Genomic DNA, 23,717 nt, shown 5'->3' with positions numbered 1-23,717 from the left:
GTCTGCCCTCTCTCATTTGCGAACTGTTTGAGCGTTTGCCCGTGATCCTAGAACAGCTGCAGGTCTTTTTGACCGTTCTCGATTTCGCTGAAACTGGGCATATTCTGGATCATGCAAGGCACCGCTTCAGGACATGGCATAGACACCGTTGGCTTCATCGCAGCCCCCATGCCAAAGCCGGGCTGATCCAGCTCGCCGCGAATATCGCGCAGCAGCGTTTTGTGATCCGGCATCGACTTCAGGATGTTCGCCAGATCTACCTTTGCGCCCTTCCACCACTGGAACCAAATTGGCTTCTTCAAGGGGCGCAGGCGATCCCGGATGCCGGGGCCATAGCCCGTATCATAGACTTGTTTGCCCAGAAGCACCGTCTGATAGACCCGGTAATCAAACAGGGTGGCAAATTCGATATCATGGGGCATCGGCAGGCGGTGCTGCCAGAGTTCAAGGTTCTCGGCAAGGCGATCCGGGATCTTCATCTCCGTGCGCGCGTCGATCCAGTATTGGTCATCGGTGCGATTGCCGAGCCGGTAGTGCAGGCAGATAAACTCCAGAACCTCGTCATAGAGCTTGTCCATCTGGCGGTTGTATCTGGTCCGCAGGGACGGGGCGATGTCGCGCGTGGGCATATGTTCGGTGAGCCAGCGCACCGCGTGATCAATCATATGGATTGCGGTGCTTTCCAGCGGCTCGATAAAGCCGCCGGCCAGACCGATGGCCACACAGTTCTTCACCCAGGCATTGCGCACCCGCCCGATCCGCATTGGGATGATGCGCGGTGTCGCCCCTTTGCCGCTGTCGCCCAGCCATTCAAGGTACTCATCCGCCGCCTGATCATCGGTGCGATGGGCGGAGGAAAATACATAGCCGGTGCCGACCCGGTTGTAGAGCGGTACGCGCCATGTCCAACCGGCCCCAAGGGCGGTGGAGCGGGTCAGGCTTTCGATCTTTTCCGGGTCGGGATGGTCGATCTGCAAGGCCATGGCGCGGTCATTGGGAAGGTAGTCGGAGTAATCCATAAACGGCTCACCCAGCGCCTGATTTATGATCAGCCCGCGGAACCCGGTGCAGTCAATGACCATTTCGATATCGTGACGGCCGCGCTGCTCCAGCATCAGATGGCTGACATTGCCCTGCTCATCCAGTTCAACCGATGTCACCTCATCCTGGATATGCTCCACGCCGTGCTTGGTACAAACCTTGGTGAGCATGCCAGCAAATTTTACCGCGTCCAGATGGTAGGCATAACCAAAGCGCTGTTCAAACTCCGGCTGCCCCAAGGGGCGGGCCCCCTTGCACAGGCGGCCCAGATCATCATGGGGGGCGATGGACTGGGTGTAGTCGCGATCCCCATTGCCAAAGCGCAGGAAATATTCAGCTGGCTCCAGCCCATCCAGCAACTGACCGTGGGCAAAGGGGTTCACGTAGTCGATGCGATTTCCCTTGGCATCCTTGTTCCAGTTGCAGAACTTTACCCCCAGTTTGAACGAGGCGTTGGTTTCACGGAAAAAGGCGCGCTCTGAGATGCCGGCCTGACGGAGGGTTTTGGGCATCCGCGGCACGGTTGCCTCGCCCACCCCGACGGTGGCGATATTCGGGCTTTCGATCAGGCAGATCTTTGGCCGGTCCTTGGGCGCTGACGTGCGGGAGAGTTCTGTCTCCAGGATCAGCGCCGTCATCCACCCCGCCGTGCCGCCGCCGACGATGGTGATCTTCCTTAAGCGATTGTTCATGTGTTCCGTCCCTGTTTTATAGTTTTTTCAAGGACCGTAGCGCAGCTATCTGGCGTCTGGCTAGCAACAATTCCGCAAAATGCCGTGTCGAACCTGTTGTCAGACGGTCCGGGGCACGAAGGGCTGTATTCTGAGAGAGGGCAGGCTGGGCACACCAGTCTTCAAGTTTTGAAAACTACCGCTCTGCAACAGGGTTTACTGGGCTGTCGGGCGGATTGGGACGGGATAGCTGGATCTGCAAGACGCGCGGATTTACCGGTGCAGCCTGTGGCTGTCCGGGGTGGCTCTGGGGCTGGATCAACTTATTGACCGTTGATCGGGGCCTTGTTCTGCAACCGGAGGGTTGCGGCATAAAGTGGACGGCGCCGCCACGGGGGCGGAGGGGGCGGGTTGATGGCCCGCGTGCTCAAATTCTCTGCACGACCCCAGAGGTCGGGGCCCGGTTCCTGGTTGGAGCCGGGGTGCCAAACCCGGATCCTGTAATCGCGATTGGGATCAGTCTGACACAGCGGCCTGAAACGATCCTGAGCGGGGCGTGCGCTGTGGTTGCTAATTGTTAAATCTTGTCCACTGCGTATCCGTCTCTAGTATCCGAGGGTGCGATCCACCTGATGCAGGAACGGCGCCTCAGCCTCGCCTCGGCGGATGTTGTCGGCAATGACACGCGCGGCGGTAAGGGGGCGTGTTTCTGCCGCGATATGCGGTGTCACGGTGACCCTTGGATGGGCCCAATAGGGGTGATCCATCGCCAGCGGCTCAATGCGGAAGACGTCGAGCGTTGCATGGCCGATCTGGCCACTGTCGAGGGCGGCCAGAAGGGCGTCATCGTCAATCAGGGGACCGCGACCGGGGTTGATGATGCGCGCCCCTTTGGGCAGCAGGGCGAGGGTGTCGCTGTTGAGCGTATTCTCGGTCGCGGGGGTGTCTGGCAGCAGCAGGATCACGATCTGTGCCGTGGCAAGGGCGTCCCGCAGGCCGTCGTCGCCATGGCGGCAGGTGATGCCGTCGATGGATTTCTTGGATCGCGACCAGCCGGTGACCGGAAAGCCCAGTGTGGCCAGCATGCTGGCACAGGCCTGTCCCAATGCGCCAAGGCCCAGAACCGTCACCGGGCGCTCTTCGGCAAGCGGGGGGACCACCGGCTCCCATCGGTCCTGCGTGCGGATCGTGCGGTCGATACCGAGGTGATAGCGCAGCACATGCCCCGTGACCCATTCGACCATACCCGCGGTCAGGCCGGGGTCCACCATCCGGCAGAGCGGCATTGTCAGGGTCTGGTTGCCGACGATCTTCTCCACTCCGGCCCAGAGGCTGAGCACCGCCTTGCAGCGGGTATAGGGGGTGAAATCCTGCAAATCGGAATTGGGGGCATAGACCACATAGTCCACCTCATCCGGGGCGTGATCAAGACGCAGATCGACCTTCAGCCCGGCCTCCGCAAAGGCAGCGCGCAAAGGGGTCTCATAGGTGGCCCAGCGTTCGGGCAGGGCGGCAAACTGGACGTTGATCATGTGGCAAATACTCCCGCCATATCGGCGAAACCTTTGATTTCAATCGGGTTGCCCGCCGGGTCATGGAAGAACATCGTGCTCTGCTCGCCCGGCTCGCCTGCAAATCGCGTGGTGGGGGCGATGGTGAACGCCAGCCCCGCGTGTTTAAGCCGATCCGCCAGCAGGCGCCATTCGTCCTGCGGCAGGATCACACCCAGATGGGGCATCGGCACCATGTGATCGCCGACCTTGCCGGTCTTGGCGGTGGCAAAAACCGGCCCGAGGTGCAGCGAGATCTGATGGCCGAAGAAGTTGAAATCGACCCAAGTCTCGGTGCTGCGCCCTTCCTGACAGCCCAGCAGGCCACCATAAAAGCCGCGCGCCCTGTCGAGATCATCGACGTGATAGGCGAGGTGAAAGATGCTCATCGGTCTGCTCCCTGTGATCTGTGTACTAGGGATAGAAGGGGGTGATGAAAAAGGGTAGCTTGTTTTTCTGTATTCAAACATAAGAAAAACTATGGATATACGGTTCCTTTCCAGCCTTGTCACAACGATAGAGGAGGGATCCCTGGCGGCGGCGGCGCGCCGTGAGGGGATCACCGCATCGGCGATTTCGCAACGGATCGCTGCACTTGAGGCCGATGTCGGCGTGGTGCTTCTGTGCCGCACCGGGCGCGTCATGCAGCCAACAGCGGAATGTCGTCGCCTGTTGCCAAAGATGCGCGAGATCTTGCGTGCCGAGGCAGAGCTGCGGGGGCAGCTGCGCGGGGCCACCCTCAGCGGCACGCTGCGGCTCGGGGCGGTGTCGACAGCCATGGGGGACTACGCGGGAACGATCCTTCGGCACCTGAGGCAAGCGGCGCCGGAGGTGGCCTTGCAGCTGGTGCCCGGAACATCGGAAGGGCTTTATGCTTTGATGCAACAGGGGCAGGTGGACGCCGCATTGCTGATTGAGCCACCGTTTGCGCTCCCCAAAGCCTATGTTTTCAAAGAGGTCGCCCGCCAGCCCATTGGCTTGTTGCAGGCAGAGACGGACCGTGATGGGCCATCTGACGGACCATCTGATGAGGCGTTGCCGTTCCTGATCTACAGCCGCGACGCCTGGGGTGGGGCGCGCTGCTGGCAGGCACTGACGCAGCGGGTTGATATGCCGGATATTCTGGCGGAACTGGATGCGCTTGAACTGATCGCGCAGATGGTGGCAGAGGGCACCGCGCAGGCCGTTGTGCCGCTCTGGGAGGGGCTGCGCAGGCATGCTGGCCTGCGGTTCACCCCGTTTGACGGTGCGGAGAGGCGGCTGGGTGTCCTGCTGCATCAGCGCGATGCGGACAGCGCGCTGACACGGGTGCTGCTGGGCGCCTTAACGGGCGCTTAGCGTGGGCGGTGGATATTCGCGCTTTGCACAAGGCCAAAGGCGCCCATCAGAACCAGCATCACAGAGCCACCATAGGACACCATCGGCAGCGGCACGCCCACCACCGGGGCGAGGCCCATCACCATCGACATGTTCACTGCAAAGAACAGGAAGAAGCTGATCGCAATCCCCAATGTGACCAGCGACGCAAAGCGGTCCTTGGTGGCGAGCGCGGTGGCAATGCAGAAGGTGATCACCAGCATATAGATGAAGAGAAGGGTAAATCCGCCGATGAAGCCGAATTCCTCGGCCAGGGTGGTGAAGATGAAATCGGTGTGTTTTTCCGGCAGAAAGTTCAGCCGTGACTGGGTGCCCTGCATGAAGCCGCGCCCCGACCAGCCCCCGGAACCGAGCGCGATCTTCGACTGGGTGATATGATATCCCGCCCCAAGCGGATCCTGTGAGGGGTCGAGGAAGGTGTCGATGCGGCGGAACTGGTAGTCCTTCAGCAGTTGCCAGTCGGTGCCCCGGCTTTTGAATACGGTGGCCACAAGCCCGACACCGGCCCCGATGACAGCGGCGAAATAGGCCCAGTGAACACCGGCAAGGAACATCACGCCGCCACCGGCCGCCATCAGCAGGATGGAGGTGCCAAGGTCAGGCTGGCGCAGCACCAGAAAGGTGGGCAGCAGGATCAGGATGACCGGCAGGATCACCCATTGCGGACGCGAGCAGCGTTCCGGGGGCAGCCAGTCGTAATAGGCCGCCAGCAGCATCACCAACGTGATCTTCATCAGCTCGGACGGTTGTAGCCGCATGAAGCCGATGTCGATCCAGCGCTGAGCGCCCATGCCGACGGTGCCGAAAAACTCCACCGCCACCAGCAGCAGGACGGAGACCAAATAGGCCAGAACGGAGATATTGCGCCAGAACCAGATCGGGATCATGGCGACCACCAGCATCACCGACAGTCCCAGAACGAAGCGTTTGACCTGTGGTTCAACCCAGGGAGAGAAACTGCCGCCCGCCACCGAGTAGAGCATCAGGAAGCCAACGCTGGCGACACTGGCCAGTAGCAGGACCAATGGCCAATTCAGATAGAGGATCTTGCGCAGGCCGGTGGGCACCGATTGCGCGTTATTGGCGAGATAGCTCATGCGGGTCCTCTCATACGCGGCGCTCTCAAGCCTGCCCGCTGCCGCTGTCGCGATTGCGCTGAATGCGCTCACGTTCCAGACGTTGCTGCAGGGCTTCGATGTTGGTGCGGTCCTTCTTGGGGTAGGCCTCCAGCGGCGGGCTGCCGTCATAGAGCGCCTGCAAGAGCACATCGCGCGCGATAGGGGCCGCTGCCTTGGAACCGCCGCCGCCATGCTCGACCACCACTGCAACGGCGAATTTCGGAGCGTCAGCCGGTGCATAGGCCACAAACAGTGCATGGTCGCGGCGTTCCCACGGCAGATCCTCGTTGCGGATCACCCCGGCGGCGCGTTCTGCGGCGGTGATATTGCGCACCTGGCTGGTGCCGCTTTTGCCGGCCATACGCATGCCGTCGGCGATGATCCGGGAGCGGTAGCCGGTGCCGCGCCGCTCATTGCTGACCGAGTACATGCCCCGGCGGATGGTGCGCAGGTTGTTTTCATTGACGCCGATCGGTTCTCCGGCGCCGCTGGGCTGCTCCACCCCGTCGATGGATTTCAGCAGGCGCGGCGTGACCGAGCGACCAGTGGCCAGACGCGCTGTCATCACGGCCAGCTGCATCGGCGAGGCCAAAAGATAGCCCTGCCCGATGGAGGAGTTCACGGTATCGCCAACCAGCCAGTCCTGACCGTAGGTTTTCGATTTCCATTCCTTGTTCGGGGCAATCCCCTTGGCCACGGCGGACATCGGCAGATCATGGCGCACGCCAAGGCCGAAGCGTTTCGCCATGGCGGAAATCTTGTCGATGCCAACCTTGATGGCGAGGTCGTAATAATAGACGTCGCAGGAGCTTTTGAGCGAGGTGTTGAGATCCACATGGCCGTGGCCTGCGCGTTTCCAGCAGTGGAAACGGCGGCCCGAGACCTCCAGATGGCCGGGGCACCAGACGGTGTCTTCGGTGCCGATCAAGCCTTCTTCCAGCGCGGCGAGGGCGGTGATCATCTTGAAGGTCGATCCCGGTGGATAGGTGCCCTGCACCGATTTATTGGCCAGCGGGCGATAGGGGTCTTCGGTGAGCATCCGGTAATCGGCAACCGAGATGCCCCGCACAAACAGATTGGGATCAAAACTGGGGGAGGAGGCAATGGCGCGGACATCGCCGCTTTCGCAGTCGATCACCACGGCGCTGGCGCTTTCCTTGCCCAGGCGGGCCTGGGTGTAATACTGCAAATCCGCATCAACGGTCAGCTGCATATCCGCGCCGGCCTCACCCTCGCGGCGGTCCAGCTCGCGCATGACACGTCCGGTGGCGTTGACCTCGACCCGCTTGGCGCCGGCCTTGCCGCGCAGCACGTCTTCGCGCTTGGCCTCGAACCCGACCTTGCCGATCTGAAAGCGCGGGATCATCAGCACCGGTTCGGGGTCCTCCATCTTGCTGAGGTCATAGTCGGAGACCGGACCGACATAGCCCACCACGTGGGCAAAATCCTCCTGCTGGGGGTAAACCCGCGTGAGGCCGACCTCAGGCGTGATGCCGGGCAGGGCGGGGGCGTTCACCGCCACCTTGGAGATATCATCCCAGCTGATCTGATCGGCCAGTGTGATTGGCAGGAACGGCGGTGAGCGGCGCATCTCGGCCATCGCGCGCTCGATGTCTTCGGGGTCGAGCGTCAGCAGGCGCGACAGCTTGCCGATAACGTCACCCACATCGCCCGCGTCCTCCGGCACCACGGTGATCCGGTAGGATTGGGCGTTTTGCGCCAGAATGGTGCCGTTGCGGTCATAGATCTGTCCGCGGGCGGGCGGGATCAGGCGCAGGTTGATGCGGTTTTCCTCGGCCAGCAGGCGGAACTGATCGGCCTGATCGACCTGAAGGTGCCGCATTCGCATCGCAAGACCACCGGCAAAGGCCAGCTGCAACCCGCCCAAAAGCAGCGCGCGGCGGCTGAGTTTGCGGTGTGAGGCTTCGACGTCTTTGACGTTGCGTTTCATCAGCGGCTTCCCAGGGCTTCTGCCTCTGCCGGGGAGAGTTTGCGCACCCCCAGCAGGCTTTGGCTGGCCAGCGCGACCAGCGGATAGATCAGCAATGTTGCCACCATCTGGATCAGAATCAACCCCAGCGACGGTTGCACCACCCCCAGAACCGCGAGGATCAGCCGGTTAAGCAGGGTCACGGCGGTGATGGTTATGGCCACGGTGACCCATTCGCCGATAAAGGCGGTTTCGCGATGCGGCTGGACCTGTGATTTCAGAAAGCTGCAGGCGAGCACGACCAGAAGCGCCATCAGCCCCGGTGGCCGCTGAAACAACAGATCCGCGAGCAGGAACGTCAGCGCAATCAGCACGGTCGGCACATAGTCGGGGCGGCGCATCGACCAGGCCATGACCAGCGCCAGCAGCAGATCCGGCGGCGCCCAGCGAGAGGGTAGCGTATCCAGTGGCAGCAGGTGAAAGAACATGATCACAAGCGCCAGGGCCGGAAAGGCCGCCCGCATGACCCAGATCCGCGCCGGGGCGTTATTCGCCATCTGTGGCCCCCGCTGCGGCCTCATTGCCCAGACCTTCGGGGCGGGGTTGCGGGATGTTGATGCCCGGTGCAGGCACCACCAGCCCACCGGGGTCCTTGATCACCTCGGAGCCGTGGTGGCGCAGCACCCGCAGGAATTCGAGCCGCTCATAATCCGCCGAGAGGCGCACCCGCAGGCGGCCAAAGCGGTCCTGCGTGACCTGCCCGATCAGCAGGCCCGCCGGAAACACATTGCCATCCCCCGAGGTCACCACCCGGTCGCCTGGGCGCACCAGATCGGGGTTTTCGAGAAAGTCGATCACCGGTGCCGGGCTGTTGTCGCCGGCCACCAGTGTGCTCTGCCCCGAAGGTTGGATCAGGGCGGGCACAGCGCTGGCTGCATCGGTCAGCAGGATCACCCGCGCGGTGTCCTGCCCGGTGCCGGAAATCCGCCCGACCAGACCGATACCATCCATCGCCGCCCAGCCGTCGCGCACCCCGTCGCGGGCGCCTACGTTGAGGATCACCGATTGACGAAACGGCGACCCGCTGTCGGCCATGACCACGCCCGTCACATAGGTGAGACGCGGGTCGAGCCGCACGTTGTTGAGATCCAGCAGGCGGGCGTTTTCCTGCTCCAGCTGCAACGCGGCCTCTTTCCAGGCGCGCATCTGACGCAGCTCGCTGCGCAATTCCCGGTTCTGCTCGGCAAGGCGCTGATAGCTCTGGAAATCACGGAAGAGATTGATTGCGCCCTCAACCGGGATCATGGCCCAGTCCATGCTGGGCACCACCGCATCAACGACCTGTGCGCGGAACCGTTCAACCCGTGGACTGTCGATCCGCCAGATCAGGAAAATCGCCAGCAGACACAGGCAGACAACCCCGGTCAGCAGGCGGCGCAGCGGGGCGGTGTAGTCATCGCGCTGGGACCGATCTTTGGCCAAGGTGTTCCTTCCCGGCGCCGGGCGTCGACCATCCTAGTGATGGTCCGTCCGCTCAGCTGTCGTAATCGATGGCGTGTGCCAGCTGTTTTTCGTATTCCAGCGCCTTGCCGGTGCCAAGCGCCACGCAGTTCAGGCTCTCGTCCGCGATGGAGACGGCCAGGCCGGTCTGCTCACGCAGGGCCAGATCCAGATCACCCAGCAGCGCGCCACCGCCGGTCAGCATCACGCCCCGGTCCACGATATCCGCCGCCAGATCCGGCGGGGTGGTTTCCAGCGCGGTCATCACCGCTTCGCAGATCTGCTGCACCGGTTCGGCCAGCGCCTCGGCCACCTGGGCCTGGCTGACTTCAATCTCTTTTGGCACGCCGTTCAGCAGGTCACGACCACGGATCTGCATTGACTGGCCACGGCCATCATCGGGCATCCGGGCGGTACCGATGGAGGTCTTCACGCGTTCAGCGGTGGATTCCCCGATCAACAGGTTCTGCTGGCGGCGCAGGTAGTTGATGATCGCCTCATCCATCCGGTCGCCACCGACGCGCACGGAGCGGGCATAGACTATGTCGCCCAGCGACAGGACCGCAACCTCGGTCGTGCCGCCGCCGATGTCCACGACCATGTTGCCGGTTGGATCGGTGATCGGCATCCCGGCACCAATGGCGGCGGCAATCGGCTCGGCGATCAGCCCGGCGCGGCGGGCACCTGCGGAGAGCACCGACTGGCGGATCGCGCGTTTTTCAACCGGGGTGGCGCCATGCGGGACGCAGACGATGATCTTCGGTTTGGAGAAGGTGGAGCGTTTGTGTACCTTGCGGATGAAATGCTTGATCATCTCTTCGGCGGTGTCGAAGTCCGCAATCACGCCTTCGCGCATCGGGCGGATCGCCTCGATGGAGCCGGGGGTGCGGCCCAGCATCAGCTTGGCGTCTTCGCCAACGGCCAGTACTTTCTTGACGCCATCTTTCACGTGATAGGCCACAACCGACGGCTCTGACAGGATGACACCGCGACCTTTTACATAGACAAGCGTGTTCGCCGTACCGAGGTCAATTGCCATATCAGACGTGAACAACCCGCCAAGACTTCCGAAGATCGACATATATTAAGACCCTGTAAAACTGCCACCTGTCCCGCGACTCTGCTGAGAGCGGGCTTTATGTCTTATAAGCAGCGCTGAGAGGTGGCGAAAGGGCGGATTCGGACCAAAAGGCGCCTTTTCGCCACCACCGCGGGGTGCCCCATGGGAAAGGCAGACAACCGATCCGATTGGCAGTGCGGGCAGGTGTGGCGCGGATCTGATAAGCGCGCCCCTCAAAAACCGCATGCCTCCGGCAACTATCGGAGGCGGTACAGGGCCGCGCGATGTTGCTTCTCTTGTTTGCACAGCGTTGTTAAGCTTGATCCTTACGGATGTTTGGTCGGCGAAGGGAACGGCGATGAAGCGGCGAAATTTCTTACTGGCTGGCGGGGCCTTCGGCATGGCAAATCTGATCACAGGACAAACTGCCGTTGCCGGGTCCGGATTTTTTGTCCCACCGGAGGAAGCGCCGCATCAGCGCAGCTTCATGCAATGGCCGGTCAGCAGGAAGGTGCATCCCGATCCTGTGTTCCGCGACATGGCGCAGTAGACGATTGCAGATATCGCCAATGCGATTGCGGCGTTTGAACCTGTCACAGTGCTCGCGGCGGCAGCGGATCACAGCGGCGCGCGCGCCAAGCTGTCTGCGGATGTCGAGCTGTGGGATATCCCGACCGAGGATCTGTGGTGCCGCGATTCAGGGCCAATCTTTGTGATTGATGGCGCAGGCGGCATGGCGATCAGCCATATCCAGTTCAACGGCTGGGGCAAAAAGCAGGTCAACCGGCGGGACAGCCAGATCGCAGAACGGGTGGCTGAGCGTTTGGGGCTGCCGCTGTTGCCAACCGGTTTGCATGGCGAGGCCGGCGGCGTGGAGCAGGACGGGCACGGGCTGCTGATGGCACATGAGAGCAGCTGGGTGAACAAGAACCGGAACCCCGGCCTGTCGCGCGCTCAGATAGAACAACGGCTGCTGGAGGCCTATGGGGCGGATCGCATGATCTGGGCGGAGGGCGTCCGGGGGGAGGATATCACTGATTATCATATCGATAGCCTCGCACGTTTCACCGGGCCGGGGCGTGTTCTTGTGAACCTGCCCGATACCCCCGATAGCGCCGATCCGTTCCATATGGCCGCGTTGGACACGCATGACCGGCTGATTGCGGCGGGGCTGGCGGTGGAGGTTATCCCGGAACCTCATATCCGTCGGATCAAAAGCTTCGATTTTGTCGCCTCTTACGCCAATTATTATGTCTGCAATGGCGCGGTGATCGCGGCGGAATTCGGGGATCGCGAAACCGATGAGATCGCGCGGAACGCGCTGGCGCGTCACTATCCGGGACGGGAGATTGTCACGCTGAACGTGGACCCGCTGGGCGAATTGGGCGGTGGCATTCACTGTGCAACGCAGCAGATGCCAGCGGTCTGAGCCATCGGATCCAACGCCCTCCGCTGCGGCAAGGGGCTTTTGTCCGGGGCGGTTTGGCGGTAGAGGGCTGGGATGCTGTCATATCAACATATCTACCATGCCGGAAATCTGGCCGATGTTCAGAAACACGCGCTGCTGGCGCGGATGCTGGATTATCTCACGCGGAAGGACAAGCCGCTCAGCTATATCGAGACCCACGCCGGGCGCGGGCTCTATCAGCTGGATGCGGCAGAGGCAGTGAAGACGGGAGAGGCCGCGGCTGGGATCAACCGCCTGCTGGACGGATCCATGCTGGACGCGGAGCATCCGCTGGCAGAGGCCATTACCCGAACCCGCAGCGCAGATGGCGAGAAGGCCTATCCCGGCTCCCCCCTGATCGCGGCGCATCTCCTGCGCGAGGCCGACAGTCTCAATTTTGCCGAGCTGCACCCACAGGAGAGCGCCGCCCTGCGGCAGGCGCTTTGGCCGCATGGGCTGGGGCGGCGCGTTCATGTGCATCAGCAGGATGGGTTTGAGCTGGCGCAATCGCTGGCGCCGCCGACCCCGCGCCGTGGGCTGATGCTGATTGATCCAAGTTACGAAGTGAAGCGCGACTATGCGCAGATCCCCGGCCATATCGCCAAGCTGCACCGCAAGTGGAACGTGGGGGTGATTGCGCTGTGGTACCCGATCCTGACCGATGGCACGCATAAGCCGATGCTGACCGCGCTGGAGGCACAGAACCTGCCGGGCGCGCTGCGCCATGAGGTGCGGTTTCCGCCCGCCCGCGAGGGACACCGCATGGTTGGCTCCGGCATGTTCATCGTCAACGCGCCTTTCGGCACCGAGGATGAGGCACGGCGGCTGACCAAGCTGTTTGCACAGCTGGGTTAGATCCCCGCCCGGATAGCGACGTCAAAAAGGCCACCCGCTTTGGGTGGCCTTTTGTTGTTTTAGTTTCGCGCGTGGCTCAGGTGATGTCCTTGTAGGAAATCTCACGCGTGTCGGCGCCTTCGCCCATTTTGTCGCGGCGGATAATCAGCCGGTTCAGCGCGCCGATATAGGCCGCGGCAGAGGCGACAACCGTATCGGTGTTGGCGCTTTCGCCGGTGGCGATCACGCCATTTTCTTCCAGCCGGACCGAAACCGTGGCCTGCGCGTCAGTGCCTTCGGTCACCGCATGGACCTGATAGAGCTGCAGATGCGCCGAGTTCGGGTGGATTTTGCGGATCGCCCTGAAGGCTGCATCAACCGGGCCGTCGCCTTCTGCGGTCTCAGACACATCCTTGCCCTCAACTTCCATCTCAAGGGTGGCCTCAGCCGGGCCGCCGGTGCCGCAGACCACTTTCATGGAGACCAGCTTGAGGTGATCATCCTCATCGCCGCTGGTGCGCATCAGGGCGATGATATCGTCGTCGAACACCTCTTTCTTGCGGTCGGCGAGTTCCTTGAACCGGACAAAGAGATCCTTCAGCTGGTTGTCGCCCACCTCAAAGCCGAGCTGGCTCAGCTTGTCGCGCAAGGCTGCACGGCCGGAGTGTTTGCCAAGCGGCAGCGAGGTGCCGGCAATGCCCACATCCTCGGGCCGCATGATCTCAAAAGTTTCCTTGTTTTTCAGCATGCCATCCTGGTGGATGCCGCTTTCATGGGCAAAGGCGTTTTTGCCGACAATCGCCTTATTAGGCTGCACGACAAAGCCCGACACCGTCGAGACCCGGCGGGAGATATGCATGATCTTCTGGGTGTCGATGCCAGTGGTGAAGGGCATAATATCATTGCGCACCTTCAGGGCCATGACGACCTCTTCCAGTGCGGTGTTGCCGGCGCGTTCGCCAAGCCCGTTTATGGTGCATTCGATCTGTCGCGCGCCACCTGCAACCGCGGCCAGAGAATTCGCCGTCGCCATGCCAAGGTCATTGTGACAATGGGTGGCAAAAATCACATCATCGGCGCCGGGCACGGTTTCGATCAGGCGCTTGATCAGATCGGCGCTTTCGACCGGGGCGGTATAGCCCACGGTATCGGGGATATTGATGGTGGTCGCCCCCGCCTTGATCGCAATCTCGATTACCCGGCAGAGGTAATCCCATTCGGTGCGTGTTGCATCCATCGGCGACCACTGCACATTGTCCACCAGGTTGCGGGCGTGTGTGACCGTGTCGTGGATTTTCTCGGCCATCTCATCCTTGGTGAGGTTGGGGATGGCGCGGTGCAATTCTGAGGTGCCGATAAACGTGTGGATACGTGGTTGGGCGGCGTTCTTCACCGCTTCGGCGCAGCGGTCGATATCTTTGAAATTGGCCCGAGCGAGGCCACAGATGACCGAGTTGCGGGACCGTTCGGCGATTTCGCTGACCGCTTTGAAATCGCCTTCGGAGGCAATCGGAAACCCGGCTTCGATGATGTCCACGCCCATATCGTCAAGCAACTCGGCAATTTCGAGCTTTTCGTCATGGGTCATGGTTGCGCCGGGGCTCTGCTCGCCATCGCGCAAAGTGGTGTCGAAGATCAAAACGCGATCTTTGTCAGCTGCAGTCGTCATGTCGGTATCTTTCTTGTCTGTCCTAAAATCCAATTCTTGGCGCGCATGCCTTCCCCTCTGAGCGGGCGCGCCGGATGGCACGCTCAGAGGCGGATTAGGATCAGTAGGGCGCGCAGATCTGCACCGCGAAACGCGGTGGCGGAGCGAAGGATATCTGCACGCATGGTCATGACGCAGAGTTATACAGAGCCGAAGGCGAATGGGAAGACAGAAATTATCGGCGCGGGGGCAAAGCTTGCGACTGTCGCCGATCCGCCGCCTTGGCCGGGTGACGCGGATCAGTTGCTGGCGTCGTCATCGGCTGCGGCGGGAACCGTGTCGCTGGCCTGATCTTCGGTGGCCTGATCTGCATCGGCGTCATCGTTGCCCTGCGTGGCGCCGCCGGTGGTTTTCAGGGCGCCGTTTTCCCAGGTGCCTTCGGCCTCCTGACCGCTGGCATAGCGCATCACGCCGGGGCCTTGTCGTTTGGAGTTGAGGAAGCTGCCCTCATAAACGTCGCCATTGGCATAGGTCGCGACCCCCTTGCCGCTGATCTTGCCTTCGGTCCAGTCGCCTTCATAGCTGAAGCCATCTGTCATCACGATCTTGCCAGTGCCGTGACGCTGGCTGTTGGCAAAGCTGCCGGTATAGACCGAGCCGTCAGGGTAGGTCACAACCGCATCACCATCACGCTGACCGTCTTTCCAGCCACCTTCGTAGCGGTAGCCGTCGGGATAGGTCATGACCCCCTGACCGTGGTTCTTGGCGTTCTTGAATTCGCCGGTATAGACCAGCCCGTTGGGATAGGTGGTGGTGCCGGTCCCCTCGATCACGCCGGCGACCCAGTCGCCTTCGTAGGTGGAGCCATCGGGATAGGTGATTTTGCCCACCCCATCGGCGAGATCATCGCGGAACTGGCCTTCGTAGACCGAACCGTCGGGATAGGTAACGCGGCCCATGCCTTCGATCTGGCCAGCCAGCCATTCGCCGCTGTAGACATAGCCATCGGTCTTGGTGAAGGTGCCTTCGCCGTGGCGCAGATCATCCTCGAAATTGCCGATATAGACATCGCCATTGGCATGGATCTGCTTGCCCTCACCCTGACGGCGCCCGGCCGCCAAAGGGCCCTCGTAGATGTCGCCATTGGGCTGCGTCAGCACCCCGGTGCCATCCATCTGGTTCGCGGCCCAGTCGCCCTCGTAGATCAGCCCGTCGGGCATGATCAGCTTGCCGGTGCCTTCCAGCTGCCCGTTGCGGATATCGCCCTCGTAAGTGGCGCCGTCGGGGTAGGTGATTTTGCCGGTGCCGTCCTTCAGGCCATCGACCCAGTCGCCCTCATACTGATAGCCGCCCGGGTTGCGCATGAGGCCCTTGCCGTGGTGCTTGGCATCACGAAAGCCGCCCTCGTAGCGGGCGCCGTTGGCGTAGACCGCGATGCCCTGACCGTTGATCACCCCGTCGGACCACTCCCCCTCGTAGGTGCCGCCATCGGCAAAGGTGATTTTGCCCGCGCCCTCCGGTTTGCCCTTGGCAAACTCGCCCTCGTAGACGGAGCCGTTGGGGAACCGCGCCACGCCGCGTCCGCGCACCTCACCATCGACCCAGTCGCCGGTATATTCATAGCCGTTGGGCAGGGTGTAGGTGCCGGTGCCATGCTGCAACCCACCGCGAAAGGTGCCCTCATAGATGCCGCCGATTTCATCCTGTGTGGTCAGTACCTTGCCATCGTCCTGTGCCAGGGCCGGACGGATCCCCCCGGCAGCGCCAAGCGCCAGGGCAGAGGTCAAAAGAGCGGCGGTGGTGAAACGGGTCATGGAATATCTGCTTGCCATAAGGAGAGCCGCGGTGCGGGCCTGTTGATCTGTTTGACAGGAAACTATGCCACAGCCGCCGCCGTCGCAATGTCTTTTGCCGCTGTGGTCTTTCCCTCGGGGCGCGATCTGTTTAATGGCAGAAGGCAGGATTATCGAAGGACGCAAGCAGGATGGCTGATCGTTTTCGCGTGACACTGGCCCAGTTGAACCCCACCGTCGGGGATCTGGCGGGCAATGCAAACAAGGCCCGCGAGGCCTGGGCCGCAGGGCGTGACGCCGGGGCGGATCTGGTCGCTTTGCCGGAAATGTTCATCACCGGCTACAACACGCAGGATCTGGTGCAAAAGCCGGTTTTTCACCAGGCCGCGATTGCCGAAGTTGAGCGGTTGGCCGCCGATTGCGCCGATGGGCCAGCTCTGGCGGTCGGCAGCCCCTGGGTAGCAGATGGCAAATTGTTCAACGCCTATCTGATCCTGAAGGGCGGCAAGATCACCACGCAGGTGCTGAAACACCATTTGCCCAATGCCACTGTGTTTGACGAGGTGCGGATCTTTGATGCCGGTCCCTTGGGTGGGCCTTACGCGGTTGGCAATACCCGGATCGGCAGCCCCATCTGCGAGGACGGCTGGTACGAGGATGTGGCCGAGACACTGGCGGAAACCGGTGCTGAGTTCCTGCTGATCCCCAATGGATCGCCCTATTTCCGGAACAAGATGGATGTGCGGTTCAACCACATGGTGGCCCGCGCGGTCGAAACCGATCTGCCAGTGATCTACCTCAATATGGTGGGCGGTCAGGATGATCAGGTCTTTGATGGCGGTTCCTTTGTGCTGAACCCGGGCGGTGCGCTGGCGCTGCAGATGCCGGTCTTTGACGAGGCGATACAGCATCTCGATCTGGAACGCACCGCCGAGGGGTGGCGCGCCGTCGAAGGCCCCAAGGCCTCGCTACCGGATGAATGGGAGCAGGATTATCACGTCATGACGCTGTCGCTGCGCGACTACATGCGCAAGACCGGCTTCAAGAAGGTGCTGCTGGGTCTGTCCGGTGGGGTCGATTCCGCCATTGTGGCTACCATTGCGGTTGATGCGCTGGGGGCGGAGAATGTCCGCTGCGTGATGCTGCCGTCCGAATATACCTCGCAAGAGTCGCTGGACGATGCCGAAGCCGTGGCCAAGGCGCTGGGCGTGCACTACGACTACGTCCCGATTGCCGAGGGGCGTGCTGCCATCACCAACACGTTGGCGCCGCTGTTTGCAGGTCTGGACGAGGGGCTGACGGAGGAAAACATCCAGTCCCGCCTGCGGGGGCTCCTGCTGATGGCGATGTCGAACAAATTTGGCGAGATGCTGCTGACCACCGGCAATAAATCCGAGGTCGCCGTGGGCTATGCGACGATCTATGGCGATATGGCGGGGGGCTATAACCCGATCAAGGATCTCTACAAGACCCGCGTATTTGAGACTTGCCGCTGGCGCAATGACAATCACCGGGACTGGATGATGGGGCCAGAGGGCGAGGTGATCCGCCCCAATGTGATTGACAAGCCGCCCAGTGCCGAACTGCGCGATGATCAGAAAGACAGCGACAGCCTGCCGGATTACCCGGAACTGGATGCGTTGCTGGAGATCTTGGTGGACCGGGATGGGTCGATTGCCGATTGCGTCGCGGCAGGGTTCTCGCGGGAGAATGCCAAACGTGTGGAGCACCTGATTTATATCAGCGAATACAAGCGTTTTCAGTCGGCGCCCGGTGCGCGTCTGACGCCGCGTGCGTTCTGGCTGGACCGGCGCTACCCGATCGTGAACCGCTGGCGCGATCCAAGCTGAGGCGGGGCAGCGGTTTGGGTGCCGCAAAGGCATTCGTCGACGTCACTTGCGGTCGGCAACTAAACCTGTGGCGACGGGCGCTGTCAGTCTTGGGCTCCTGAGAACGGGCCCTTGGCCGGGTCGGCCTTCTGGCAATCCACCACGCAGTTGCGGCCTGCGTCCTTGGCAGCGTAGAGCGCGCGATCCGCGGCATGCATCAGATCCTGCGGCAGCAGCCCGTCCTCGGGATAGCTGGCAACCCCGATGGAGATGGTGACCCGTGGCAACGTGCCGGAGCCGTAGCGCAGGGTGATATCTTCGATTGCAGCGCGCAGAGCCTCGCCCACCTCAATGGTCTGTTCCTTGTCGGTGTCGGGCAGGAACACTGCAAATTCCTCGCCTCCCATCCGGCAGCAGACCTCTCCGTTGTGAAACAGCTCCTTCAGCGTGTCGCCAATGGCGCGCAGCACCATGTCGCCCGCATCGTGGCCATGGGTGTCATTGAAGGTCTTGAACCGGTCGGCATCAAAGCTGAGCAGCCCCACTTGGCTGGCGCGCCGGTCGGCGAGGGCCACCGCATTGCGCAGCTCTCCCAGGAAATAACGTCGGTTATAGACGCCGGTCAGCGGATCGCGGGTGGATTGATCGTGTAGTTCATCGCGCAGCCGCACATTGGCCACCGCCAGTGAGATATGCTCACCGCAGCGCAGCGCCAGACGATGCAGCGCCACCTTGCGTTTGGCATCGGTTTCGGGCGCGAATTTCACATGCAACAGACCCACGGTATTGCCATGGGCGACCACCGGAAAACAGACGTACTCCTTATGATCGCTGGTGCTGGGCTGCTCTTCCACATGGGCGCAGGCAAAGGCGATTTTATCCGCCGAATAGAGATATTGCCGACCTCGCCGCAGGGCCCAGCAGGCATCGGGGAAGATGTGGTCATGCGCCTCGCCGCCGCCCCAGTGGCATTTTCCGTCCAGAACATCGCGTGAGTTGGAATAGATATACAACTCTCCCCGGGATTGCGGAAACAACTGCGCCATGAAGGCACTGACAATGCGAAACAGCTCCTCCTGGGATTTGCAGGAGTGCAGCCATTCATCAAGCTGGGACAACAGCTTGGCTTCCTCGCGCCAGGATTGTTCCGCCGCAAGCGTCTTCAGGGCGGTCAGCTCTGCCTCTTCGGCAGCCTGCCGCGCCTGGGTCAGGTCCCGTGCGCTGCGTTCAATCTGGGTGACATCAGTGTAGCAGGTTACAAATCCCCCGGTGGACAGCCTGCGGGTGTCGATCTGCAGCCGCCGTCCCGACGGCATCCTGCGGGTCGCCGAAAACCGCTCCTTGTCAGAGCTGAAATCCTGCTCCGCCTGCTTGGCGCTGTCTTCGGTCACATGGCCCAGCCTGACGGCGGTGGCAAAAAACGCCGCGCGCGAATAGCCGGGATAGATATCCCCGTTCTGCAGCTCCAGAAGGGTGAGCAGGCGCTCGTTGAAGACCTGGCAATGCCCGTCCTCGGTCCAGACCATCACGCCCTGATCCAGCTTGTTCAATACATCCATGAGCCGGGCATGGGATGGCTCGGGCAGACTCTCCGCTTGCAACATCTCATTCGGGATCACTTTGTTCACGGGAGACCCCATTGTTTCGTACCAGTCGTATCGTTGTGCTGCGACAGGCTGACACAGGAAGTCTGAATGAAACCTAAGCCATCCCCCGGGAAAACGCCGAAACTTTGAAACGACTTTTTAGGCAAGTTCAGCACCCGCGCCACAACTGGACAAAACGGTGTCCATGTGACATGGGGCAGGGCAACAGGAGACTTGTGATGACAACCACCCGATTTGCCCCGTCGCCGACCGGCTATATCCATGTTGGCAATCTGCGCACCGCGCTGATGAATTATCTGATCGCCCGTAAGGCCGGCGGCAGCTTCATCCTGCGTATCGACGACACCGATCCGGAGCGGTCGAAGGAAGAATATGTCGACGCGATCAAACAGGATCTCGAATGGTTGGGTCTCGGTTGGGACCGGGTTGAGCGCCAGTCCGAGCGGCTGGAACGCTATGTTGCTGCAGCTGACAAACTGCGCGAGATCGGTCGTTTCTACGAGGCGTTTGAGACGCCGGTTGAGTTGGACCTCAAGCGCAAGAAACAGCTGAACATGGGCAAGCCGCCAGTCTATGACCGCGCGGCGCTGGCCCTGTACGACGACGAAAAGGCCGCCCTGCGCGCCGAACGTGGCGATGGTGTGTGGCGGTTCAAGCTGGACCAGCAGCGGATCGAATGGGCTGACGGCATTCTGGGCGACATCTCCATTGACGCCGCTTCGGTCTCTGATCCGGTGCTGATCCGCGGCGACGGCCAGTTCCTCTATACGCTGGCCTCCGTGGTGGACGACACCGAGATGGGCGTGACCCATGTGGTGCGCGGCTCTGACCATGTGACCAACACTGCGACACAGATTCAGATCATTGAGGCGCTGGGCGGTACTGTCCCCTCCTTTGCCCATCACTCGCTGCTGACCGGCCCGCAGGGGGAGGCGCTGTCCAAACGCCTCGGCACGCTGGCGCTGCGTGATCTGCGTGAAGCGGGCGTTCAGCCGATGGCGTTGCTGAGCATGATGGCGCGTCTGGGCTCCTCCGACCCGGTTGAGATACGCTCGGAAATGGCGGAGCTGATCGACGGTTTTGACATCAACCGCTTTGGCGCAGCGCCGACCAAATTCGATGTGGAAGATCTCTACCCGCTGACCGCCCGCTACCTGCAGTCGCTGTCGCTGGCTGATGTCCAGACACATGTGGACGCGCTGGGGGTCCCGGCTGAGAAACAGGCCGCGTTCTGGGATGTGGCCAAGGAGAATATCTCCACGCTGAAGGATCTGGGCGGCTGGTGGGAGCTGTGCCGTGATGGTGCGGAGCCGTTGATTGCAGAAGAGGACACGGCGTTCATTGCGGAGGCGATGGCGCTCCTGCCCGAGGGGCCTTACGATAGCGAAAGCTGGGGAAAATGGACCGCCGCAGTGAAGGAAAAGACCGGCCGCAAGGGCAAAGGCCTGTTCATGCCGCTGCGCAAAGCCGTAACCGGAATGGAACGCGGGCCCGATATGTCGGCCCTGCTGGCGCTGATGGAGACGGTGCGCGCCCGCGGCTGATCTCTGCCAGTACACGTCTGAAAAGGCGGCTCCGGGTGGGCCGCCTTTTGTATTGGGGCGTGCTCCCGCCCGCCTCATCGGCATCAAAGATGCCGCTGTTGTGGTTGGGCCGGGCGCCGCGCCGGAGCGCGGCGCTGCAGACCGCCCGGTGGGCGGTCTGCCATGCCCAACTGTGTGCGGATCAGGTTTCCTGGTCCAGCGCGCGGACGGGAGCGCCCGCTCTTACATGTGTCAGACCTCAGCGGTCAGAGCTTTGGTCCCGCATCTCTGTGGCCGCTTTCGCCATGGCCGGGTTGGGATGATGCCCCAGTGCCGCGAGGGCCTTGTCCATCCAGTCGATCACTGCAGGATCATCCCCTCCGGCGCGGGCGATGGGCGGGAAGGCGCAGGACAGAAGATGCCGGGCGGATATGGCGGGCATGAACATTCGGTCAAAGGACACGTCGCGCGTGCCTTGCTGATCCTCATCCGGGGTATTCTCCCACAACAAGCGTTCCAGCCGCCCCATGACCTCCAGCGCGGTGCCGGGATCATTGATCCCGGGAGACAGCGCCCGCTGTGCGGTTTCCGCAAGCAGGGTCAGTCCAAACGAGGGATCCTGATCAAAACTGCGCACATCGCCGATTTCGATGCAGCGGCTGGCGGCCTCGCACAGGTCCTCATCCCCGGATTTCGCATAGGCCACGGGCCGCCCGCGCAACACAAATTCACCCGGGGTGCGATGGATCGCGATCTGGGTGTCAGCCTCTTCCGCCAATGTCTGCAACTGCGCCACATCCACAAACCGCACGAACCCCGAAGCCTGCGCCGGGATCGCCGTGCCGTTTGCCTTGAACCGGGTGTCATCCTCGGCGCGTTGCGCGCCCAGACAGGGCGCATCGGCGCGCTGGCGCAGGCTGGTGCGGCTGCGGTCCTCGATCAGGCGCAGGGTGTGATCCATGCTGCCAAGGCCCGACAGGTGATCAATCCAGCGCAAAATCGCCCCGACAATCAGCGCGACAACGCCAACGGTGAGCGCAAAGATCACAATGGCCGCATCCTCGCTGTAGAACCCGGCCCGGAACAGGATTACCGCACTCAAGCTGAAGACAAATCCACCGACGAAGGTGGCCAGAACGCTCTGGGTGATCGTATCCTCAAGCAGCAGGCGGTAAACCCGCGGGGTCGCGGTGGCGGCGGCGGTGCGATAGGCGGAGACCATGACGTTCAGCGAAAATGTGGTCACGGCCAGCATGCCGGAGGCGAGGATATTGAGTACCGGCAGCGCCGCTTCGCGTCCGAACCGTTCGCCCAGATCCTCGGGGATAAACGGGGTGAGCCAGGGCGCGATGGCCAGCGCCAGGAGAGAGCAGGCTGAAATCAGCACCACCCGGAACCACAATTGCCGGGTGATCCGCTGAATGTAGAGAAGCGTGCGCGAGATCACTGATCGAGCCCAATCAGGGTTGCCCCGACCGCGCCCAGATGCTGGTCCACCAGATCACGTTCCTCCGTGGTCAGCGCCTGCGCCCGGGGATAGCGGGGGGCGGCGCGGTCGTTCAGGATTGGCGCGTCCCAGCCATCGGTCGTGCGCATGAAATCGGCAACGCCTTCTGTGCCAAAGACATCGAGATACCCCTGGATCACCACATCAAGATAGCTCAGCAGGATCGGATGGCGCATGCTGGCCGCACGCTGGCTGCTGGCGGGGATTGCGTAGACGGCGATCTCGGTCTCCGGCGCCAGATCGTGCTGCACCGCGTCCCGGGCCGCCAGACGATCATAGCCGAACTCGCGGTCGTCCAAAGCCGCCCAATCCGCGCCAGGGACTTCGGCGACCAGCCCGTCGATGCGACTGTCGGCACAGGGCACCGCAGAGAGGTAGGCCACCGGGCGCAGATCGGTCTGCACCCAGGCCCGCCGCCAGCCGCTGAGCCGTGCCGGGCGGGCCTGTCCATAGGCATGGGTGCGCGTGTTCACCAGGCTGCCGTAGCCAAAGAAATAGGGGGCTGGGGGAACGGGGGCAGTCATTCGGATCTCCTGTCAGCAATGTCTCAATCGGCAATATCTGCGCGGCGTGCCGGATCGGGGCAAGGCAGTTGGGCTCTGCCGTGACGGCGGCGGCGGTGATGGCGACCCTGCGGTGCAGAGATCAGCACAGAGCTATTGCAGCTTTGATGCATGTCAAAGTGGCCTTTGCGCAGCCATGTCATGATCCGACGATCAAGGCACCTCGGAGGGGCGATCATGCGGATCACGAAACGGACGAATATTGCAGTGCGGCTGTTGATGTACTGTGCGGCCCATGCGGACCGCCTGGTCACCAAATCGGAAATTGCGGCGCGCTGCAATATCTCCGAGAACCATTTGGCGCAGGTAATCAACCAATTGGCGCAATTGGGATATCTTCATACCCAACGTGGTCGCAATGGCGGCATGTCGCTGGGCAAGCCTGCGGCGGAAATCGGCATTGGCGACGTGTTCCGCGATGTCGAGGGCACGGTGCCGATGGTTGAGTGTTTTGCCGATGCCGACAATACCTGCCCGCTGGTGTCGGCCTGCCGGTTGCGCCTCGCCCTGTCGGAGGCCGCGCAGGCCTTCTATCAATCGCTGGACGGCATCACGCTGGAGGCGCTGATCTGTGACAATGACGCGCTGTTTGCCCTGTTTCAGCCGCCCGGCGCCGCCAGCTGTGCGCGCTATGTGAATTAGGTCGGTACAGCCGCGCGGCGACAGGCACCAGCCTGCCGCAGCTGGTGTCTGATGTGGGTCCCTCCTTGCGCCACAAC

18 protein-coding genes and 1 pseudogene are annotated in these 23,717 nt (G+C 62.1%); 6 read left to right on the top strand and 13 right to left on the bottom strand.

The window, feature by feature from the left end:
- Nucleotides 1-47: 47 nt before the first annotated feature.
- From J4721_RS17285 to J4721_RS17275, 3 genes are all read right to left on the bottom strand, one after another.
- A complete protein-coding gene (locus tag J4721_RS17285; protein ID WP_102914649.1) occupies nt 48-1,733 on the bottom strand; it encodes a tryptophan halogenase family protein in 1,686 nt (561 codons plus the stop codon).
- A 584-nt stretch (nt 1,734-2,317) separates the two neighbouring features.
- Nucleotides 2,318-3,244: a glyoxylate/hydroxypyruvate reductase A gene (locus tag J4721_RS17280; RefSeq protein ID WP_211003294.1), complete on the bottom strand. Its 927-nt coding sequence runs from the start codon at nt 3,242-3,244 to the stop codon at nt 2,318-2,320.
- The gene (locus J4721_RS17275; protein WP_211003295.1) at nt 3,241-3,651 is read right to left on the bottom strand and encodes a VOC family protein; all 411 of its coding nucleotides are present in this window, start codon (nt 3,649-3,651) and stop codon (nt 3,241-3,243) included. The genes J4721_RS17280 and J4721_RS17275 overlap by 4 nt, the downstream gene beginning before the upstream one ends.
- A 91-nt stretch (nt 3,652-3,742) precedes the next feature.
- On the opposite strand from J4721_RS17275, the gene J4721_RS17270 reads away from it, so the two are divergent.
- A complete protein-coding gene (locus tag J4721_RS17270) occupies nt 3,743-4,600 on the top strand; it encodes a LysR family transcriptional regulator (protein ID WP_211003296.1) in 858 nt (285 codons plus the stop codon).
- Here the strand turns inward: J4721_RS17270 and rodA are convergent.
- From rodA to J4721_RS17245, 5 genes are read right to left on the bottom strand one after another with little or no spacing between them, the layout of a single operon-like run.
- Nucleotides 4,597-5,736, bottom strand: a complete 1,140-nt coding sequence (gene rodA, locus J4721_RS17265; protein ID WP_014880865.1) for a rod shape-determining protein RodA — start codon at nt 5,734-5,736, stop codon at nt 4,597-4,599. The two genes, J4721_RS17270 and rodA, sit on opposite strands and share 4 nt — an antisense overlap.
- Before the next feature lie 25 nt (nt 5,737-5,761).
- Nucleotides 5,762-7,708 (bottom strand): penicillin-binding protein 2, encoded by a 1,947-nt coding sequence (mrdA, locus tag J4721_RS17260; RefSeq protein WP_102914653.1) that lies wholly within the window; start codon nt 7,706-7,708, stop codon nt 5,762-5,764.
- Nucleotides 7,708-8,244, bottom strand: coding sequence for a rod shape-determining protein MreD (gene mreD / locus J4721_RS17255; protein ID WP_014875552.1), 537 nt, complete (start codon nt 8,242-8,244; stop codon nt 7,708-7,710). The genes mrdA and mreD overlap by 1 nt, the downstream gene beginning before the upstream one ends.
- Entirely contained in the window at nt 8,234-9,169 is a 936-nt protein-coding gene (gene mreC / locus J4721_RS17250) for a rod shape-determining protein MreC (RefSeq protein ID WP_014875551.1), read from the bottom strand. Before mreC ends, mreD begins: the two co-directional genes overlap by 11 nt.
- Before the next feature lie 52 nt (nt 9,170-9,221).
- The gene (locus J4721_RS17245) at nt 9,222-10,268 is read right to left on the bottom strand and encodes a rod shape-determining protein (RefSeq protein ID WP_014875550.1); all 1,047 of its coding nucleotides are present in this window, start codon (nt 10,266-10,268) and stop codon (nt 9,222-9,224) included.
- A 337-nt stretch (nt 10,269-10,605) separates the two neighbouring features.
- On the opposite strand from J4721_RS17245, the pseudogene J4721_RS17240 reads away from it, so the two are divergent.
- Nucleotides 10,606-11,676 (top strand): annotated as a pseudogene (locus J4721_RS17240) (agmatine/peptidylarginine deiminase).
- A 72-nt stretch (nt 11,677-11,748) separates the two neighbouring features.
- Entirely contained in the window at nt 11,749-12,549 is an 801-nt protein-coding gene (locus J4721_RS17235) for a 23S rRNA (adenine(2030)-N(6))-methyltransferase RlmJ (protein ID WP_211003297.1), read from the top strand.
- 76 nt (nt 12,550-12,625) lie between these two features.
- On the opposite strand, the gene J4721_RS17230 is transcribed toward J4721_RS17235, so the two are convergent.
- Nucleotides 12,626-14,197, bottom strand: coding sequence for a 2-isopropylmalate synthase (locus J4721_RS17230; RefSeq protein ID WP_211003298.1), 1,572 nt, complete (start codon nt 14,195-14,197; stop codon nt 12,626-12,628).
- A 278-nt stretch (nt 14,198-14,475) separates the two neighbouring features.
- A complete protein-coding gene (locus J4721_RS17225; RefSeq protein WP_247656186.1) occupies nt 14,476-15,990 on the bottom strand; it encodes an MORN repeat-containing protein in 1,515 nt (504 codons plus the stop codon).
- A gap of 170 nt (nt 15,991-16,160) precedes the next feature.
- On the opposite strand from J4721_RS17225, the gene J4721_RS17220 reads away from it, so the two are divergent.
- A complete protein-coding gene (locus tag J4721_RS17220) occupies nt 16,161-17,819 on the top strand; it encodes an NAD+ synthase (protein WP_014880860.1) in 1,659 nt (552 codons plus the stop codon).
- A gap of 83 nt (nt 17,820-17,902) precedes the next feature.
- Here the strand turns inward: J4721_RS17220 and J4721_RS17215 are convergent, their stop codons facing one another.
- Nucleotides 17,903-19,426: a sensor domain-containing diguanylate cyclase gene (locus J4721_RS17215; protein WP_254683953.1), complete on the bottom strand. Its 1,524-nt coding sequence runs from the start codon at nt 19,424-19,426 to the stop codon at nt 17,903-17,905.
- Nucleotides 19,427-19,623: 197 nt separating this feature from the next.
- On the opposite strand from J4721_RS17215, the gene gltX reads away from it, so the two are divergent.
- Nucleotides 19,624-20,949: a glutamate--tRNA ligase gene (gene gltX, locus J4721_RS17210; protein ID WP_211003300.1), complete on the top strand. Its 1,326-nt coding sequence runs from the start codon at nt 19,624-19,626 to the stop codon at nt 20,947-20,949.
- Between the two features lie 238 nt (nt 20,950-21,187).
- Here the strand turns inward: gltX and J4721_RS17205 are convergent, their stop codons facing one another.
- Both J4721_RS17205 and J4721_RS17200 read right to left on the bottom strand, forming a co-directional pair.
- On the bottom strand, nt 21,188-22,375 hold the full coding sequence (locus J4721_RS17205; protein WP_211003301.1) for a DUF2254 domain-containing protein: 1,188 nt from the start codon (nt 22,373-22,375) through the stop codon (nt 21,188-21,190).
- A complete protein-coding gene (locus tag J4721_RS17200; protein ID WP_102855158.1) occupies nt 22,372-22,959 on the bottom strand; it encodes a gamma-glutamylcyclotransferase family protein in 588 nt (195 codons plus the stop codon). The genes J4721_RS17205 and J4721_RS17200 overlap by 4 nt, the downstream gene beginning before the upstream one ends.
- Before the next feature lie 216 nt (nt 22,960-23,175).
- On the opposite strand from J4721_RS17200, the gene J4721_RS17195 reads away from it, so the two are divergent.
- A complete protein-coding gene (locus J4721_RS17195) occupies nt 23,176-23,640 on the top strand; it encodes an Rrf2 family transcriptional regulator (RefSeq protein WP_014880855.1) in 465 nt (154 codons plus the stop codon).
- The last annotated feature ends 77 nt before the right edge of the window (nt 23,641-23,717 follow it).

Source organism: Phaeobacter sp. HS011 (assembly GCF_018101215.1).
In the GTDB taxonomy this organism is placed as follows: Bacteria; Pseudomonadota; Alphaproteobacteria; order Rhodobacterales; family Rhodobacteraceae; genus Phaeobacter; species Phaeobacter inhibens.
Note: the sequence above shows the minus strand (reverse complement) of the source record. Positions and strands in the feature narration are given on the sequence as shown.